Origin of the sequence: Paraburkholderia dioscoreae (assembly GCF_902459535.1) — a bacterium.
In the GTDB taxonomy this organism is placed as follows: domain Bacteria; phylum Pseudomonadota; class Gammaproteobacteria; order Burkholderiales; family Burkholderiaceae; genus Paraburkholderia; species Paraburkholderia dioscoreae.
On record NZ_LR699553.1, the window covers coordinates 1,747,153 to 1,764,244 of the forward strand.

Consider the following 17,092-nt stretch of genomic DNA (forward strand, 5'->3'; position numbering starts at 1 on the left):
GAAGACTTCGTCCTTCCGTCATGACCGCATCTCAACGCCCCCGCGTGCCGCGTCGCGCGCTCGACGGCGTGCTGCTGCTCGACAAGCCGCTCGGCCTGTCGAGCAACGACGCGCTGATTCGCGCGAAGCGTCTCTATCTGGCAAAAAAAGCGGGCCACACCGGTACGCTCGACCCATTGGCCACCGGTTTGCTGCCGCTTTGCTTCGGCGAAGCCACCAAGTTTTCGCAGGACCTGCTCGAAGCCGACAAGACATATGAAGCCACCATGCGCCTCGGGATTCGCACAACCACCGGCGACGCCGAAGGCGAAGCAATCGACACACGTGAAGTAACGTGCGACGAGGCGGCGATTCACGCGGTGCTGCCGGCATTCCTCGGCGAAATCACCCAGGTTCCGCCGATGTATTCGGCGCTCAAGCGTGACGGCAAGCCGCTGTACGAGTACGCGCGGGCGGGCCAGACATTGGAGCGGGAAGGGCGCCAGGTGACGATCCTGAAGCTTGAGATACTCGCCTGCGCGTTGCCGGATGTGACGTTTCGCGTGACATGCAGCAAGGGCACGTATGTGCGCACGCTGGCCGAAGATATCGGCGAGGCGTTGGGTTGCGGCGCGCATCTGGTGGCGCTGCGACGCACGGGCGTCGGCGCGCTGACGCTCGAAAATTCGGTGACGCTCGACGCGTTGTCCGACGCCACCGAAAGCGAGCGCGACGCCTGGCTGCAGCCGGTAGATGCGTTGCTGTCCACATTCCCGCTCGTGCAGCTAAACGAGGACGCGACGCGCCGCTTTCTACACGGTCAGCGGTTGAAACTGTCCGAGTTGACCATCACGGGCGACGCGGTGAATGCGCCGCGTGTTCGGGTGTACGCCGCGCAAGGGCGTCTGCTTGGCGTCGCGAAGCAGGGCGAGGGCGTGCTGGCGCCCGAGCGGCTGGTCGTCACCACAGCAAGCTAAATACCGCATTGACAGTAGACCGTGTGCGCGACGCGCACGGCCGATCGAAGGTGCAGAAAAAAGGCGGGACCGCTGTCGAGCGGTCCCGCCTTTTTTCATATCGTCTGCTGCGGCGACTGGCGCCGACAATCAGTGTGCCGCGGCGGCCGCCGCACCTGCGTCGCCACCGGCGCGCTCAGGCCTCGTGATCCAGATCAGCGCGATCAGCGCGACAAAGATACCGGCGGACACGAAGAACAGATCGTTCACACCCAGTTGCGCCGCCTGCTGCGTCGCCATTGTGTTGAACAGGCCATACGCCTGCGGTTGACTGAAGCCCGCCGCGCCCATCTGCCGGATCGACTGGTCGAACACCGGGTTGTACGCGTTGGCCTGTTCGGCCAGTTGCGCGTGATGCATGATCGTACGGTGATCCCACGCGGTCTGGAAGATCGACGTGCCGATGCCGCCGCACATGATCCGCACAAAATTCGACAGGCCCGACGCCGCCGGAATCCGGTTGCCCGGCAGTCCCGACAAGGTGATCGACACCAGCGGAATGAAGAACCCGGCCATGCCGATCCCTTGAATCAAGGTAGGCAGCAGCAGCGAATACGTATCGACGCCGGTCGTATAACGCGAGCGCATCCAGAAACACAGCGCGAACACGAGGAACGACAGGGTCGCGATATAGCGCGGATCGGTGCGCGGCAGCACCTTGCCCGTGATCGGCGACAGCAGCACGGCGAACAGGCCGACCGGCGCCATGACCAGACCGGCTTCCGTCGCCGTGTAGCCGATATCGGTTTGCAGCCATAACGGCAGCAGCACCAGATTGCCGAAATAGAGCCCGTAACCGATCGACAGTGCGACAGTCCCGCCGGTGAAATTGCGCCGGCTGAACAGCGACAGGTCGACCACCGGGTGCTCGGCCGTCAATTCCCACACGATGAAAAACGCGAGCGCGATCACCGCGACCAGCGCCAGTACGACGATGGTCGTCGACGAAAACCAGTCGAGATCCTTGCCCTTGTCGAGCATGACCTGCAGCGACCCCACCCAGGCGATCAGCAGGCCGAGACCGACGCCGTCGATCGGCGCCTTTCTGATAACCGAATCGCGGTTGCGGAAGATCATCCACGTCGCCACGGCGGCAATCGCACCGACCGGAATGTTGACGTAGAAAATCCACGGCCACGAGATGTTGTCCGAAATCCAGCCGCCGAGAATCGGGCCCGCCACCGGCGCGATCAGCGTGGTCATCGCCCACATGGATAACGCCATAGGCGCTTTGGCGCGCGGATAGCTCGCGAGCAGCAGCGTTTGCGACAGCGGGATCATCGGGCCGGCCACCGCGCCTTGCAACACGCGCGAAGCGAGCAGGAACGGCAGGGTCGGCGCGAGCCCGCACATCCACGACGAGATCACGAACAGAATGATCGACGCCATGAACAGGCGCACCTGGCCGATACGGTCGGTCAGCCAGCCGGTGAGCGGCACGGAGATCGCGTTGGCGACCGCGAACGAGGTGATGACCCACGTGCCCTGGTCGGACGACACGCCGAGGTCGCCGGAAATCGATGGAATCGATACGTTCGCAATCGACGTATCCAGCACGTTCATGAAAACGGCGAGCGACACCGCGATGGTGCCGATCACCAGTTGCGCGCCCTCGAGCGGCGGATGAGGGACTTGCGCCTGAGCCTGAGCCATTGAAGAAGCCTTGTCTGATTCGTCGCGCGGCTTACATCAGCTTCGCAGCGGCAGGCTTCGCGCCGCCGGTCTGGGCCGACTTCTGCGAGCCGCCGTTCGGGCCTGCGTTTTCCGAAATGATGCGAGCGATTTCCGCGTCGGCCTGGTCACCATACTTCTCGAACACGTTGGTCTGATAGACCGTGTTCGGTGCCTGGCCGAGTTGGCCGCCGTTGTCGTCCTTGATGGTCACGTCGGCTTGCATCGACAGGCCGATACGCAGCGGGTGCTGTTCGAGTTCCTTGGGATCGAGCGCGATCCGCACCGGCAGACGCTGCACCACCTTGATCCAGTTGCCGGTGGCGTTCTGCGCGGGCAGCAGCGAGAACGCCGACCCCGTGCCCGCCGAGAAGCCGACCACCTTGCCGTGAAACACCACCGACGAGCCGTACACGTCGGCCGTCAGTTCGACCGGCTGGCCGATGCGCATGTGCTTGAGCTGCACTTCCTTGAAGTTCGCGTCGACCCACACGCCGCCGAGCGGCACGATCGCCATCAGCGGGGTGCCCGGCGAGACGCGCTGGCCGACCTGCACCGAGCGCTTCGCCACGTAGCCCGTGACCGGCGCCGGCAGGTTGTTACGCGCGTTGCTCAGGTACGCGTCGCGGACCTTGGCGGCGGCGGCCTGCACGTTCGGGTGATTCGCGATCGTGGTGTTGGCGGTCAGCGCGCGGTTCGACGCCAGTTGCTGCTGGGCGGCGTCGACGGCGGCTTGCGCGCTCTTCACGGCATCGCGGGCATGCGAGATTTCTTCCTGCGACACGGCGCCGGTTTGCGCGACCGTCAGACGGCGCTTCAGGTCGTCCTGAGCGCGCGACAGATCGGACTGGCGCTGGGCCACTTGCGCCTGGTATTGATTGTCGTCGGCGAACAGGCCGCGCACCTGGCGCACCGTCTGCGCGAGATTCGCTTCAGCCTGTTCCAGCGCAACGCGGGCGTCGGCCGGATCGAGCACGACGAGCGGATCGCCGGCCTTCACCGTCTGGGTGTCGTCAGCGTTCACGGCGACGACCGTGCCGGTGACTTGCGGCGTGATCTGGACGACGTTGCCGTTCACGTAGGCGTCGTCGGTGTCTTCGTGGAAGCGCGCGACGAGGAAGTAGTACAGGCCGTAAGCGATCGCGGCGATCAGGATCACGATCACAAGCAGCGTCATCATGCGCTTGCGTTTGCCGTTGTTCGCCGGTTGTGCCGGCTGATTCGGCTGTTGGTTAGCCGCGGGCTGCTGGGGGGTGCTCATTGATGTGCTCCGGGTTCTCTCAGACGTCGTCGTTTATTCGGATGTTCGTGCGTGTGTTCGATCTGGCCGTGGTTCACGCGCTCAATTGGCCGCCGCGGTCGCGGTGGCCGCCGATGCCGGGGCGTCGGTCGGCACCACGAGACCGGTCTGCGTCGCGTCGAAACCGCCGCCGAGCGCTTTGATGAGGCCGATCTGCATATCGCGGCGGCGCATCTTCAGGTTGGTCACTGTCTGTTCGGCGGCGAGGCGGTTCTGGTCGGCGGTCAACACCTGCAGCTGCGGCGACAGGCCGGCCTTGTAGCGGATCACAGCCAGTTGATACGCCTTGGTCGAAGCGTCGAGTGCGCGCTGCGCGTCGCCTTGCTGCTGGTCGATCGATCTGATGGACGACACTTGCGTCGCGACGTCCGACAGCGCGCTGATCAGCGTCTGGTTGTAGTTCGCCACATCCAGCTCGAAGTCGGCGTAGCGGCCTCGCAGTTGCGAGCGCAGCGCGCCGGCGTCGAAGATCGGCAGGTGAATGGCGGGGCCGAACTGGATCTGCCGGCTGGCCGAGGTGAGGAAGCGGCCCCAGCCGAACGCGTCGAAGCCGAAACCGGCGGCGAGGTTGACGTCCGGGAAGAACTCGGCCTTCGCTTCCTTCACGTCGTGCATCGCGGCTTCGACCTGCCAGCGCGCGGCGACAATGTCCGCGCGGCGCGCCACGAGGTCGGCGGGCAGATTGTCCGGCAGCGCCACGGCGTCGCCCCTGGTCAGAGCCGGCTGGGCGATCTGCAGGCCGCGATCCGGGCCCTTGCCGAGCAGTGCGCCCAACTGGTAGCGCACGACCGTGATCTGGCCGTCGAGGTCGGTCAAATTGGCCTGGCTAGTTGCGATATTGCCGTTCGCGGTTTGCCGCTCGACATTGGTGTCGAGGCCGGCGGTGACGCGGCCGTTGGTGATGCGGCCGATATCCTCGCGATTGGCGATTTCACGCGCGGCGATATCGCGCAATGCATACAACTGCGCGAGCTGGTTGTAGGTGCTGGCCACCGACGCCGCGAGCGTCACGCGTGCCTGCTGCATGTCGGCCTCCGCGGCCTTTTCCTGCGACACGGCCTGGCCCAGACGCTGGCGATTCTTGCCCCACAGGTCGAGATCCCACGAAGCGCTCGCGAGCACATTGTTCTCGCTATACCAGGTGCCGCCGTACGGGGGCGGGTAGAGCGCGTTCGCGGAGAAGAGTTCGCGATTCCAGGAATAGCTGCCGTTGACCTTCGGATACAGCGCCGAGCGCGAGCTTTCGATATAGGACGAGGCCTTGGCGATACGCGCCTGCGCCTGCGCGATCGACGGGCTGCCTTCCAGCGCTTCCGCGATCAGCCTGGGCAGTTGCGGGTCGCCGAACTGATTGGCCCAGTCGAGCGACGGCCATTGGCCGCCCTGGGCGGGCAGGCTCTGCGCGGACTCGTACTGGGCCGGCGACGACATCTGCTTGTCGCTTTTCATACCGAAGTAGTTCGCGCACCCCGTAAGGGCAAGCGCCGTCACCGCGGCGGCGACAGCGGCCCGGCTCGAAAACGCGGGCGCGGGCAGGGAAAGGGATTTCATCGCTCGACTCTTGGAGTGGAATGTAATGATGGACACTGCAAGCAATTTCTTACGATTTACTGTCAAAATTGCTTGCTGCATCACGGGTTAGTCCCGTTTGTTCGCCGGAATTAACGAGCACGCGACGCAGCATGCTCTTCAGAAAACCTACTTCTTCCGGGGTGAAACCGCCGAGCAGACTGTCCAGCACGCCGTTGAAAATAGCCGGCATTCTGGCGGCGATCGCGAGACCTTCCGGTGTCAGTGCGAGGCGCACGACCCGTCGATCTTCATTGCTGCGCACCCGTGTCAGCAGGCCGCGTTTTTCCAGCCGGTCGATCAGGCGCGTGATGGCGCTTGCGTCGATGCCGTATTCACGAGCCAGTTCGGCCGCCAGCAGGCACTTGCCGCTCGCCACCATGAACAGGATGCTGCCCTGCTGGCTGGTAATGCCCAACTCGGCCATGCTGCGCTGGTTGATCAGGTTCGACATGGTCGATTTCACTCGCGAGAGCAGATAACCGACGCTTTCGCCAAACTGATACTCGCTGATGACGTCCGGCGTAGGTGGGGTGGACGGCTCTGTCATGATTCTCGTGCGAATGCAATGGTTGACTAGGCAGTAGTATAGTGGTCGGTTCGTTGACGCGGCAAGTGTTATTACAGCTTAGACAAGGGTCTTTTCCTGCTCAAGCGACAATCCGCGCGATTTCGCGTAGGTTTCGCTCGCCTGCTTAGGCTCGATTTCCGATGCGCCGCGCAATGGAAGCCGGTCGGCCCGTCAGGGAATGCCAGAAAGCTTCATTTACGCGTGCTATAATGTTGGGTTCCCAAAAGTGCGCTTTGGGCTTTGTTGGCTTCGTACACAATGCTGCTTTGCTGGCGCACTCAACTGTCTCCAGGTTCCTATGACTCGCGCCCTACGCAACATCGCCATCATTGCCCACGTCGACCACGGTAAGACCACGCTCGTCGACCAGCTGCTCCGCCAGACCGCCACCTTCCGCGACAACCAGCAGATCGCTGAACGTGTGATGGACTCGAACGACATCGAAAAAGAACGTGGCATCACGATTCTTTCCAAGAACTGCGCGGTCGAATACGAAGGCACGCACATCAACATTGTCGACACCCCGGGCCACGCCGACTTCGGCGGCGAAGTGGAGCGCGTGCTGTCGATGGTCGATTCCGTGCTGTTGCTGGTCGACGCCGTCGAAGGCCCGATGCCGCAAACGCGCTTTGTGACCAAGAAGGCACTGGCGCTCGGCCTGAAGCCGATCGTCGTGATCAATAAGGTGGACCGGCCGGGCGCGCGGATCGACTGGGTGATCAACCAGACGTTCGACCTGTTCGACAAGCTGGGTGCAACCGACGAACAACTCGACTTCCCGATCGTCTACGCGTCGGGTCTGAACGGCTACGCAGGCTTGACGCCGGACGTGCGCGAAGGCGATATGCGCCCGCTGTTCGAGGCGGTGTTGCAACACGTACCGGTTCGCCCGGCTGATCCGTCGGCTCCGCTGCAATTGCAGATCACGTCGCTGGATTACTCGTCGTACGTTGGCCGTATCGGCGTGGGCCGTATCACGCGCGGCACGATCAAGCCGGGCATGTCGGTGGCCGTGCGTTCGGGCCCCGACGGCGCGATCCTGAACCGCAAGATCAACCAGGTGCTGTCGTTCAAGGGCCTCGAGCGCGTGCAGGTCGACTCGGCTGAAGCCGGCGACATCGTGCTGATCAATGGCATTGAAGAAATCGGCATTGGCGTGACCATCTGCGCACCGGAACAACCGGAAGCGCTGCCCATGATCACCGTGGACGAACCCACGCTGACCATGAACTTCCTCGTCAATTCGTCGCCGCTGGCCGGCCGCGAAGGCAAGTTCGTCACGAGCCGTCAGATCCGTGACCGCCTGATGAAGGAACTGAACCACAACGTCGCGCTGCGCGTGAAAGAAACCGGCGACGAAACCACGTTCGAAGTGGCGGGCCGCGGTGAGCTGCACCTGACCATTCTGGTGGAAAACATGCGCCGCGAAGGCTACGAGCTGGCCGTGTCGCGCCCGCGCGTGGTGATGACGGAAGTGGACGGCGTGAAGCACGAGCCGTACGAAAACCTGACGGTCGACATGGAAGACGGCCACCAGGGCGGCGTGATGGAAGAACTCGGTCGCCGCAAGGGCGAAATGCTCGACATGGCGTCGGATGGCCGTGGCCGTACGCGTCTGGAGTATCGTATTTCTGCGCGTGGCCTGATCGGCTTCCAGTCGGAGTTCCTCACGCTCACGCGCGGCACGGGTCTGATGAGCCACACGTTCGACTCGTATCAGCCGGTCAAGGAAGGCGCGGTCGGCGAGCGTCGCAACGGCGTGCTGATTTCGCAGGACGACGGCGCGGCAGTCGCGTACGCATTGTGGAAGCTGCAGGATCGCGGCCGTATGTTCGTGTCCCCTGGTGAGCCGCTGTACGAAGGCATGATCATCGGCATTCACAGCCGTGACAACGACCTGGTCGTGAACCCGATCAAGGGCAAGCAGTTGACCAACGTGCGTTCGTCGGGTACGGACGAAGCGGTGCGCCTCGTGCCGCCGATCCAGATGTCGCTGGAATACGCGGTCGAATTCATCGACGACGACGAACTGGTCGAAGTCACGCCGCAATCCATCCGTCTGCGCAAGCGTTACCTGAAGGAACACGAGCGCCGCAGCGCAAGCCGTAAGGGCGCGGTGGACTGAGCGAGTTACGGGCGGATTGAAGGAACGCTGTTCCCGATACCTGCGTTGGGCACATGAAAAAAGCCGTTCCGGGCATGCCCGGAACGGCTTTTTTCGTTTATGGGCTAGCTCTGATTCGTGAGGTTGCCCGGTTGTAACCTTGGTGCTGTAGGAATCAGGGCTTAAAGCTCGGAGTTGGGAAGGCCGAAGTGATTCAGCAATCCACCGGGCTCAGGCAAGCCGTTGCCGAGGCCGGGAAACTTAGTGACTACCTGCGCTGATCCAAAGTCCCGCGCGTTGTGCGGAGTGTAAAAGCGAATGCTGTCTGGTGCGACTGCCTGACCACCTTCGTTGTATGCTGTTTGCATGTATCCCTTCAGGGCGTTTATCATTTTTTCTTTGTTATCGTAAGTGAAGACGCCGTTGTTTGGATCGAAAATGGCGTAATGGTTGTTTGGAAGATGTTGGGCAAGCAGGACGTGACCGTACCTCTCGGGGCCGTTCATTGCGTCACCAGCTTGAATGCCCATACGTATGTATGCGAGGCCGCCCTCAGGCATGTTGTTGTCCGCGCTCATGCTTCCGATCAGACTGTTGATGCGGTCATTACGCGTCGCGTCGTGGGTGGGGTTGATGTCGACAGACGACGACAGGCGATAGTTCGCGAGGGGAAGCGGAGTTTGCCCCGTCTGGAATTGATCGATGCGGTCGTAGATTTCGCCGGGATTTCCAGCGGTGTTGCTGGCCATGGCATTGTTCATATTGTGAACCGCGGACGGCAATGTATCCGGTTCTGCTGCGCCATCCGTGGCATGATCGATGCGGCGCATCGCTTCGCGAACAATGCCATCGCAGGTACCTTTTCCGTCCTTTCCGCCTTTTGTTCGATCGTGATCGAATTGATCGAACTTCTCGTGCCGTGATGAATGCTCCTCAAGCGCGTCGCCTCCCTTGCACTCCCGGAATTTGGATTTCGCGCATGCACCCAGTACTTGACCGCGCTTTTGTCGATCCAGCGGCGCATCGGCTTGCGCTGAATTCTTTGTGGTACGTCCATCGCCGAGCGCAATGTGGGCGGGATACATCCTGGACTGAGGGGCCGCATGGAGCAACTTCGAGTCCATGGGGCTGTTAGCCTGGAAGGTCTGGCTTTGTGTCACTTCGCTTATGCTGCTAACGGTGAGTTTCATCTGGCTTGCCTTTTCGATCGTGAAACATCATGGAAGTAATTGCGCGCTGTCCCGCGTGCGCCTTGATGACTTGGGACATGAATGCGTTCGAGACGCAACGGTATAGCGCCGGATCATTCTGTGAGACATCTTCCGGCGCAGGGTGCTGACCGGATACTGCGCGACGTGGCGCGGTTTGTGCGGAAGCGGGTCGCCGGCCGGATCACGCCTGCTCGCCGGCGAAACGATAAGGTTGCACTGCGCAAGGTGTGCGTGTTCTTCCTGTGTTTCCCGCGCCCGTTTGCCGAGCCGGGACATTCTTGCGGACACTGTCATGCACTGTTGCGAACTCTGGAAAACACCCGCAAAACCCCGTCACGAGGGGCTTGAGCTCCCGTCCGTCTGCTATCTGCACCATCTGTTCTGTGATATGCTCCCCGGGTGCAAAGTTTTAGGTCCTTCCAAGCAAGACTTGATTCGCGCAATCCGCTAAACGGTCAGGCCGTGTCGCGGAAGGTTCTGTAACCCGCTATTTCTCGAGAAACTCGAAGAAAGGTGAGCGTAAAAATGATGAAGCAATTCCAGTCGAACTCTTACCTGTTCGGCGGCAATGCTCCGTACGTAGAAGAAATGTACGAAGCGTATCTCGATAATCCGGCGTCAGTGCCCGAGAACTGGCGTAGCTATTTCGACGCGTTGCAGAACGTCCCTGCATCGGATGGCAGCAATGCCAACGACGTGGCCCACGGCCCGATCGTCGAATCGTTTGCTCAACGGGCCAAGGCTAATGCCTTCATCCCGCGCGGAGCAGGTGGCGGCGAAGATCTCGCTACCGCTCGCAAGCAGGTTTATGTGCAGTCCCTCATCGGCGCATATCGCTTCCTCGGCTCGCAATGGGCCAACCTCGATCCCCTGAAGCGCCGCGAACGTCCCGCTATTCCCGAACTCGAACCGGCGTTCTACGACTTCACCGAAGCCGACATGGACCAGGAGTTCAGCGCCACGAATCTGTATTTCGGATTCGAGCGTGCTTCGCTGCGCGAGATCGTCAAGGCATTGCGCGACACGTACTGCGGCACGATCGGCGCCGAGTACATGTATATCAGCGATCCGGAACAGAAGCGCTGGTGGAAAGAGAAGCTCGAATCGATCCGTTCCACGCCGAACTTCTCGAACGAAAAGAAAAAGCATATCCTGAATCGCCTGACGGCCGCTGAAGGCCTCGAGCGCTTCCTGCACACCAAGTACGTCGGCCAGAAACGCTTCTCGCTCGAAGGCGGCGAAAGCTTCATCGCGTCGATGGACGAAGTCGTGCGTCACGGCGGCGCCAACGGCGTTCAGGAAATCGTCATCGGCATGGCTCACCGTGGCCGTCTGAACGTGCTGGTCAATACGCTCGGCAAGATGCCGGCCGACCTGTTCGCCGAATTCGAAGGCAAGCACGTCGACGATCTGCCGGCTGGCGACGTGAAGTACCACAAGGGTTTCTCGTCGGACGTTTCGACCGAAGGCGGCCCGGTTCACCTGTCGCTCGCGTTCAACCCGTCACACCTCGAAATCGTCAACCCGGTGGTCGAAGGCTCGGCCAAGGCCCGTATGGACCGTCGCGGCGACGACAGCGGCCTGCAAGTGCTGCCGGTGCAGATCCACGGCGACGCGGCCTTCGCGGGCCAGGGCGTGGTGATGGAAACGCTGAACCTCGCGCAAACGCGCGGTTACGGCACGCACGGCACGCTGCATATCGTCATCAACAACCAGATCGGCTTCACGACGTCGGATCCGCGCGACTCGCGCTCCACGTTGTACTGCTCGGACGTCGTCAAGATGATCGAAGCGCCGGTGCTGCACGTGAACGGTGACGATCCTGAAGCGGTGGTTCTGGCTACGCAACTGGCTATCGACTTCCGGATGCAGTTCCACAAGGACGTCGTCGTCGACATCGTCTGCTTCCGCAAGCTGGGTCACAACGAGCAGGACACGCCGGCCGTCACGCAGCCGCTGATGTACAAGACCATTGCCAAGCACCCGGGCACGCGCGCGCTGTACGCTGAAAAACTGGTGCAGCAAGGCGTGATCACGGCTGCCGACGCGGACGAATACGTCAAGGCTTACCGCAAGGCCATGGACGAAGGTCATCACACGGTCGACCCGGTGCTCTCGAACTACAAGAGCAAGTACGCGGTGGATTGGGTGCCGTTCCTGAACCGCAAGTGGACCGACGCCGCCGATACCGCAGTGCCGCTCGCGGAACTGAAGCGCCTTGCTGAGCGCATCACCACGATTCCGGAAAACTTCAAGGTTCACCCGCTGGTCGAGCGCGTCATCAATGACCGTCGCGCGATGGGCCGTGGCGAAGCGAAGCTCGACTGGGGCATGGGCGAACACCTGGCATTCGCGTCGCTGGTCGCGTCGGGCTATGCAGTTCGCCTGACCGGTCAGGACTCGGGCCGCGGCACGTTCACGCACCGTCACGCGGTGCTGCACGATCAGAACCGCGAGCGCTGGAACGACGGCACGTACGTACCGCTGCAGAACATCGCCGAAGGTCAGGCCAAGTTCACGGTGATCGACTCGGTGCTGTCGGAAGAAGCAGTGCTGGGCTTCGAATACGGTTACTCGACCGCTGAGCCGAATACGTTCGTCGCGTGGGAAGCGCAGTTCGGCGACTTCGTGAACGGAGCGCAAGTCGTGATCGACCAGTTCATCTCGTCGGGCGAAGTGAAGTGGGGCCGCGTGTCGGGTCTCACCATGCTGCTGCCGCACGGCTACGAAGGTCAGGGTCCGGAGCACTCGTCGGCACGTATCGAGCGTTTCCTGCAACTGTGCGCAGACCACAACATGCAGGTCGTTCAACCGACCACGCCGGCGCAGATTTTCCACCTGCTGCGCCGTCAGATGATCCGCCTGTTCCGCAAGCCGCTGATCGTCGCCACGCCGAAGTCGCTGCTGCGCCACAAGGAAGCCGTGTCGGATCTGTCCGAACTGGCGAAGGGCGCGTTCCAGCCGATCATCGGCGAAATCGACGAAGCCATCGACGCGAAGAAGGTCAAACGCGTGGTCGCGTGCTCGGGCCGCGTGTACTACGACCTGCTCGCACATCGCCGCGAATCCAAGTCGAACGACGTCGCGATCATCCGTATCGAACAGCTCTATCCGTTCGCGCACAAGCAGTTCGAAGCGGAAATGAAGAAGTACGACAACGCGACCGAAGTGGTGTGGGTGCAGGACGAGCCGCAGAATCAAGGCCCGTGGTTCTACATCGAGCACCACCTGAAGGACGGCATGAAGGAAGGGCAGAAGCTGGCATACAGCGGACGTCCGGCTTCGGCCTCGCCGGCAGTCGGTTATTACGCGAAGCACTACGAGCAGCAGAAGGCGCTGATCGAAGGCGCTTTCGGCCGGCTCAAGAGCGCGTCGATCGCTAAATAAACACCAGACCGAACCGGGAAAGCGCAGTGCGCTTTCCCGTGCCGCATCCGAAAAGATCAATTGCGGCATTCGAGGTTCGCAGGCGGTCGTAGGATCCCAGATCGCGCGCCGTCACCCGATACGTATTCAGGATATTCATAATGGCTATTGTTGAAGTCAAGGTTCCCCAGCTCTCCGAGTCGGTTTCGGAAGCCACGATGCTGCAGTGGAAGAAGAAGCCCGGCGAGGCTGTTGCTCAAGACGAAATTCTCATCGAAATCGAGACCGACAAAGTCGTGCTCGAAGTGCCGGCACCCTCGGCCGGCGTGCTCGCGCAAGTCATCGCGAACGACGGCGACACCGTCACGGCTGATCAGGTGATCGCCAAGATCGACACCGAAGGCACGGCAAGCGCCGCTGCTGTCGAAGCCGAAGTGAAGCCCGCTCCGCAAGCCGCTCCGGCGCCCGCCGCTGCACCGGCTCCGGCGGCTCAAGCCGCATCCGCAACGGGTGCGAACACCGCTGCTTCGCCGGCCGCCGGCAAGCTGATGGCCGAGAAGGGTCTGGGCGCGGGCGACGTCGCCGGCACGGGCCGCGACGGCCGCATCACCAAGGGCGACGTGCTGAGCGCGGGCGCACCGGCTGCGAAGGCTGCTGCCCCGGCTCCGGCCGCCGCACCGAAGGCTGCGAAGCCGTCGCTGCCGGACGTGAAGGCGCCGGCTTCGGCTGAGCAATGGCTGAAGGACCGGCCGGAACAACGCGTGCCGATGTCGCGTCTGCGTGCGCGTATCGCCGAGCGTCTGCTCGAGTCGCAGCAAACCAACGCCATTCTCACCACGTTCAACGAAGTGAACATGGCGCCGGTCATGGATCTGCGCAACAAGTACAAAGACAAGTTCGAAAAGGAACATGGCGTGAAGCTCGGCTTCATGTCGTTCTTCGTGAAGGCGGCGGTTCATGCGCTGAAGAAGTTCCCGCTGGTGAACGCGTCGATCGACGGTAACGACATTGTCTATCACGGCTACTTCGACATCGGTATCGCTGTCGGTTCGCCGCGCGGTCTGGTGGTGCCGATCCTGCGCAACGCGGATCAGCTGAGCCTCGCCGAAATCGAAAAGAAGATTGCCGAATTCGGCCAGAAGGCGAAAGACGGCAAGCTGTCGATCGAAGAAATGACCGGGGGTACGTTCTCGATCTCGAACGGTGGTGTGTTCGGTTCGATGCTGTCGACCCCGATCATCAACCCGCCGCAATCCGCAATTCTGGGCGTGCACGCCACGAAGGAACGCGCTGTGGTCGAAAACGGCCAGATCGTGATCCGCCCGATGAACTACCTGGCGCTGTCGTACGACCACCGGATCATCGACGGTCGCGAAGCGGTGCTGTCGCTGGTCGCCATGAAGGATGCGCTGGAAGACCCGGCTCGCCTGCTGCTCGACCTGTAAGCGCCGGCCCGGGCGGTGCCGGCTTGTCATCGTGCAAGCCGGCACCATATAAGCATCAGGCAGGCAGCACGTCTTTCGCATTCCGCAGTACAGGAAAGGCGCGCGCCACGAAGTGTGGCGGCGCGCTGTTCCGCCATCCAAAGGATTGTCATGTCCAAAGAATTTGACGTCGTCGTGATCGGCGCAGGCCCCGGCGGCTACATTGCCGCAATTCGCGCAGCGCAGCTCGGCAAGACCGTCGCATGTATCGAAAAATGGAAGAACCCGGCCGGCGCGCTGAAGCTCGGCGGCACGTGTCTGAACGTGGGTTGCATTCCGTCGAAGGCGCTGCTCGCGTCGTCGGAAGAGTTTGAAAACGCATCGCATCACCTCGCCGACCACGGCATTTCCGTGGAAAACGTGAAGGTCGATATCTCGAAGATGATGGCCCGTAAAGAAGGCATCGTCGAGAAGATGACGAAGGGCATCGAATTCCTGTTCCGCAAGAACAAGATCACGTGGCTCAAGGGTCACGGCAAGTTCACCGGCAAGACGGACGCCGGCGTGCAGATCGAAGTGAGCGGCGAAGGCGAAACCGAAGTGGTCACGGCAAAGAACGTGATCATCGCCACGGGTTCGAAGGCTCGCCATCTGCCGAACATTCCGGTCGACAACAAGATCGTCGCCGACAACGAAGGCGCGCTGAGCTTCGAATCCACGCCGAAAAAGCTGGCTGTGATCGGCGCTGGCGTGATCGGTCTGGAACTGGGTTCGGTGTGGCGCCGTCTGGGCGCGGAAGTGACCGTGCTCGAAGCGCTGCCGGAATTCCTCGGCGCGGCCGACCAGGCGCTCGCGAAAGAAGCGGCCAAGCAGTTCAAGAAGCAGGGTCTGGACATCCACGTCGGCGTGAAGGTCGGCGAAGTGAAGACGACCGCCAACGGCGTGACGATCGCCTACACGGACAAGGACGGCAACGCGCAGACGCTCGAAGCCGATCGCCTGATCGTGTCGATCGGCCGCGTGCCGAACACCGACAACCTCGGCCTCGAAGCGATCGGCCTGAAGGCGAACGAACGCGGCTTTATCGACGTCGACGAGCATTGCGCGACGGCGGTGCCGAACGTGTACGCGATCGGCGACGTGGTGCGTGGCCCGATGCTCGCGCACAAGGCTGAAGACGAAGGCGTGCTGGTCGCTGAAATCATCGACGGTCAGAAGCCGCATATCGACTACAACTGCATTCCGTGGGTGATCTACACCGAACCGGAAATCGCGTGGGTCGGCAAGACGGAACAGCAACTGAAGGCTGAAGGCCGCGAGATCAAGACGGGCCAGTTCCCGTTCATGGCGAACGGCCGCGCACTCGGCATCAACAAGGCGGAAGGTTTCGTCAAGATGATCGCCGACGCGAAGACCGACGAACTGCTCGGCGTGCACATCATCTCGGCGAACGCATCGGACCTGATCGCGGAAGCCGTGGTGGCGATGGAATTCAAGGCGGCGTCGGAAGACATCGGCCGCATTTGCCATCCGCACCCGTCGCTGTCGGAAGTCATGCGCGAGGCGGCACTCGCTGTCGACAAGCGCGCGCTGAACATGTAATCACGCGCACGCCTGACTGACAGTATTCCGGCATTACCACAAAGGCGGGCGGGTTCACTCCCTCCCGCCTTTCTATTTGCAGCACAACATGAACGTCACCGAATACTACGAAAAAGAACTGCAGACGCGGGGTTACCAATCGGACCCGGCGCAACGCGCGGCGGTCGACCGTCTGCAGCGGTGCTATGAAGAGTGGACCGAGTACAAGTCGCGCCGCTCGAACGCGTTCAAGAAGCTGATCATCCACCCGGACCTGCCGCGTGGCGTGTATATGTGGGGCGGCGTAGGGCGCGGCAAGAGCTTCCTGATGGACAGCTTCTACATGATCGTGCCGGTGCAGCGCAAAACGCGTTTGCATTTCCACGAGTTCATGCGTGAAGTGCATCGAGAGCTGGAAGAACTGAAAGGCACGGCCGATCCGCTCGACGAACTCGCGCGCCGGATTGCCAGGCGCTACCGGTTGATCTGTTTCGACGAATTCCACGTGTCGGATATCGCCGACGCGATGATCCTGTACCGCCTGCTCGACAAGCTGTTCGAAAACGGCGTGCAGTTCGTGATGACGTCCAACTACGATCCGGACACGCTGTATCCGGACGGACTGCATCGCGACCGGATGTTGCCGGCGATCGAACTCATCAAGGAAAAGCTCGACGTGATCAACGTGGACGCGGGCATCGACTACCGGCAACGCACGCTGGCTCAGGTGGAGGTGTATCACACGCCGCTTGGCGCCGCCGCCGACAAGGCGTTGCGCGACGCGTTCGGGCGCCTCGCCGCGGTCCCCGACGAGAGCCCGATCCTGCATATCGAAAAACGCGAGTTGAAGGCGCTGCGCCGTGCCGACGGCGTGGTGTGGTTCGACTTCGCCACCTTGTGCGGCGGACCGCGCTCGCAGAACGACTACCTGGAACTGGCGAGCCGCTTTCACGCCGTAGTCCTCTCCGGCGTGCCGCAGATGTCGGCGCGTATGGCCTCGGAAGCGCGCCGCTTCACCTGGCTGATCGACGTGTTTTATGACCACAAGGTGAAGCTGCTGATGTCCGCCGCGGTGCCGCCCGAGCAACTGTATGTCGACGGTCCGATGGCCAACGAATTCACGCGCACGGTGTCGCGCATCGTCGAAATGCAGTCGAAGGAATACCTCGACGCGCCACGGCGGATCGTCGATACGTCGCTAACCTGAGGCGCGGCCAGGCACGGCCGACGGTGCTTTTGCGATAGATCATCGCGCTGCGTTGGCCGACGAGGCGCCTTTACGCGGCGTATTTTCAAGATT

10 protein-coding genes and 1 pseudogene are annotated in these 17,092 nt (G+C 62.0%); 6 read left to right on the top strand and 5 right to left on the bottom strand.

Annotation, left to right across the window (positions count from 1 at the left end; all coding sequences use genetic code 11):
* Positions 1-20 precede the first annotated feature (20 nt).
* Positions 21-956 (top strand): tRNA pseudouridine(55) synthase TruB, encoded by a 936-nt coding sequence (gene truB, locus PDMSB3_RS07730; RefSeq protein WP_007182293.1) that lies wholly within the window; start codon positions 21-23, stop codon positions 954-956.
* A gap of 129 nt (positions 957-1,085) precedes the next feature.
* Here the strand turns inward: truB and PDMSB3_RS07735 are convergent.
* From PDMSB3_RS07735 to PDMSB3_RS07750, 4 genes and pseudogenes are all read right to left on the bottom strand, one after another.
* Positions 1,086-2,678: pseudogene (locus PDMSB3_RS07735) on the bottom strand (DHA2 family efflux MFS transporter permease subunit); the annotation flags it as partial.
* 1 nt (position 2,679) lies between these two features.
* The gene (locus tag PDMSB3_RS07740) at positions 2,680-3,927 is read right to left on the bottom strand and encodes an EmrA/EmrK family multidrug efflux transporter periplasmic adaptor subunit (RefSeq protein ID WP_007182291.1); all 1,248 of its coding nucleotides are present in this window, start codon (positions 3,925-3,927) and stop codon (positions 2,680-2,682) included.
* A gap of 81 nt (positions 3,928-4,008) precedes the next feature.
* Entirely contained in the window at positions 4,009-5,517 is a 1,509-nt protein-coding gene (locus PDMSB3_RS07745; RefSeq protein ID WP_007182290.1) for an efflux transporter outer membrane subunit, read from the bottom strand.
* Between the two features lie 49 nt (positions 5,518-5,566).
* On the bottom strand, positions 5,567-6,085 hold the full coding sequence (locus PDMSB3_RS07750) for a MarR family winged helix-turn-helix transcriptional regulator (protein WP_007182289.1): 519 nt from the start codon (positions 6,083-6,085) through the stop codon (positions 5,567-5,569).
* A gap of 319 nt (positions 6,086-6,404) precedes the next feature.
* On the opposite strand from PDMSB3_RS07750, the gene typA reads away from it, so the two are divergent.
* Positions 6,405-8,231 carry a translational GTPase TypA gene (typA, locus tag PDMSB3_RS07755; protein ID WP_007182288.1) on the top strand — a complete coding sequence of 609 codons (1,827 nt, stop codon included), beginning with the start codon at positions 6,405-6,407 and terminating at the stop codon, positions 8,229-8,231.
* Positions 8,232-8,392: 161 nt separating this feature from the next.
* Here typA and PDMSB3_RS07760 read toward each other — a convergent pair whose 3' ends face one another.
* A complete protein-coding gene (locus PDMSB3_RS07760; protein WP_007182287.1) occupies positions 8,393-9,400 on the bottom strand; it encodes a hypothetical protein in 1,008 nt (335 codons plus the stop codon).
* Between the two features lie 546 nt (positions 9,401-9,946).
* Here PDMSB3_RS07760 and PDMSB3_RS07765 point away from each other — a divergent pair.
* The 4 genes from PDMSB3_RS07765 to zapE all read left to right on the top strand — a co-directional run bounded on the left by PDMSB3_RS07765 (position 9,947) and on the right by zapE (position 16,999).
* On the top strand, positions 9,947-12,808 hold the full coding sequence (locus tag PDMSB3_RS07765; RefSeq protein WP_007182286.1) for a 2-oxoglutarate dehydrogenase E1 component: 2,862 nt from the start codon (positions 9,947-9,949) through the stop codon (positions 12,806-12,808).
* A gap of 140 nt (positions 12,809-12,948) precedes the next feature.
* On the top strand, positions 12,949-14,232 hold the full coding sequence (odhB, locus tag PDMSB3_RS07770) for a 2-oxoglutarate dehydrogenase complex dihydrolipoyllysine-residue succinyltransferase (protein ID WP_007182285.1): 1,284 nt from the start codon (positions 12,949-12,951) through the stop codon (positions 14,230-14,232).
* Positions 14,233-14,382: 150 nt separating this feature from the next.
* Positions 14,383-15,813, top strand: a complete 1,431-nt coding sequence (gene lpdA / locus PDMSB3_RS07775; RefSeq protein WP_007182284.1) for a dihydrolipoyl dehydrogenase — start codon at positions 14,383-14,385, stop codon at positions 15,811-15,813.
* 88 nt (positions 15,814-15,901) lie between these two features.
* Positions 15,902-16,999, top strand: coding sequence for a cell division protein ZapE (zapE, locus tag PDMSB3_RS07780; protein WP_007182283.1), 1,098 nt, complete (start codon positions 15,902-15,904; stop codon positions 16,997-16,999).
* Positions 17,000-17,092: the final 93 nt, after the last annotated feature.

Excerpts from the sequence above, each read along its gene's own strand:
- truB (WP_007182293.1), top strand. The coding sequence starts at position 21 with ATGACCGCATCTCAACGCCCCCGCGTGCCGCGTCGCGCGCTCGACGGC.
- PDMSB3_RS07740 (WP_007182291.1), bottom strand. The coding sequence starts at position 3,927 with ATGAGCACCCCCCAGCAGCCCGCGGCTAACCAACAGCCGAATCAGCCG.
- PDMSB3_RS07745 (WP_007182290.1), bottom strand. The coding sequence starts at position 5,517 with ATGAAATCCCTTTCCCTGCCCGCGCCCGCGTTTTCGAGCCGGGCCGCT.
- PDMSB3_RS07750 (WP_007182289.1), bottom strand. The coding sequence starts at position 6,085 with ATGACAGAGCCGTCCACCCCACCTACGCCGGACGTCATCAGCGAGTAT.
- typA (WP_007182288.1), top strand. The coding sequence starts at position 6,405 with ATGACTCGCGCCCTACGCAACATCGCCATCATTGCCCACGTCGACCAC.
- PDMSB3_RS07760 (WP_007182287.1), bottom strand. The coding sequence starts at position 9,400 with ATGAAACTCACCGTTAGCAGCATAAGCGAAGTGACACAAAGCCAGACC.
- PDMSB3_RS07765 (WP_007182286.1), top strand. The coding sequence starts at position 9,947 with ATGATGAAGCAATTCCAGTCGAACTCTTACCTGTTCGGCGGCAATGCT.
- odhB (WP_007182285.1), top strand. The coding sequence starts at position 12,949 with ATGGCTATTGTTGAAGTCAAGGTTCCCCAGCTCTCCGAGTCGGTTTCG.
- lpdA (WP_007182284.1), top strand. The coding sequence starts at position 14,383 with ATGTCCAAAGAATTTGACGTCGTCGTGATCGGCGCAGGCCCCGGCGGC.
- zapE (WP_007182283.1), top strand. The coding sequence starts at position 15,902 with ATGAACGTCACCGAATACTACGAAAAAGAACTGCAGACGCGGGGTTAC.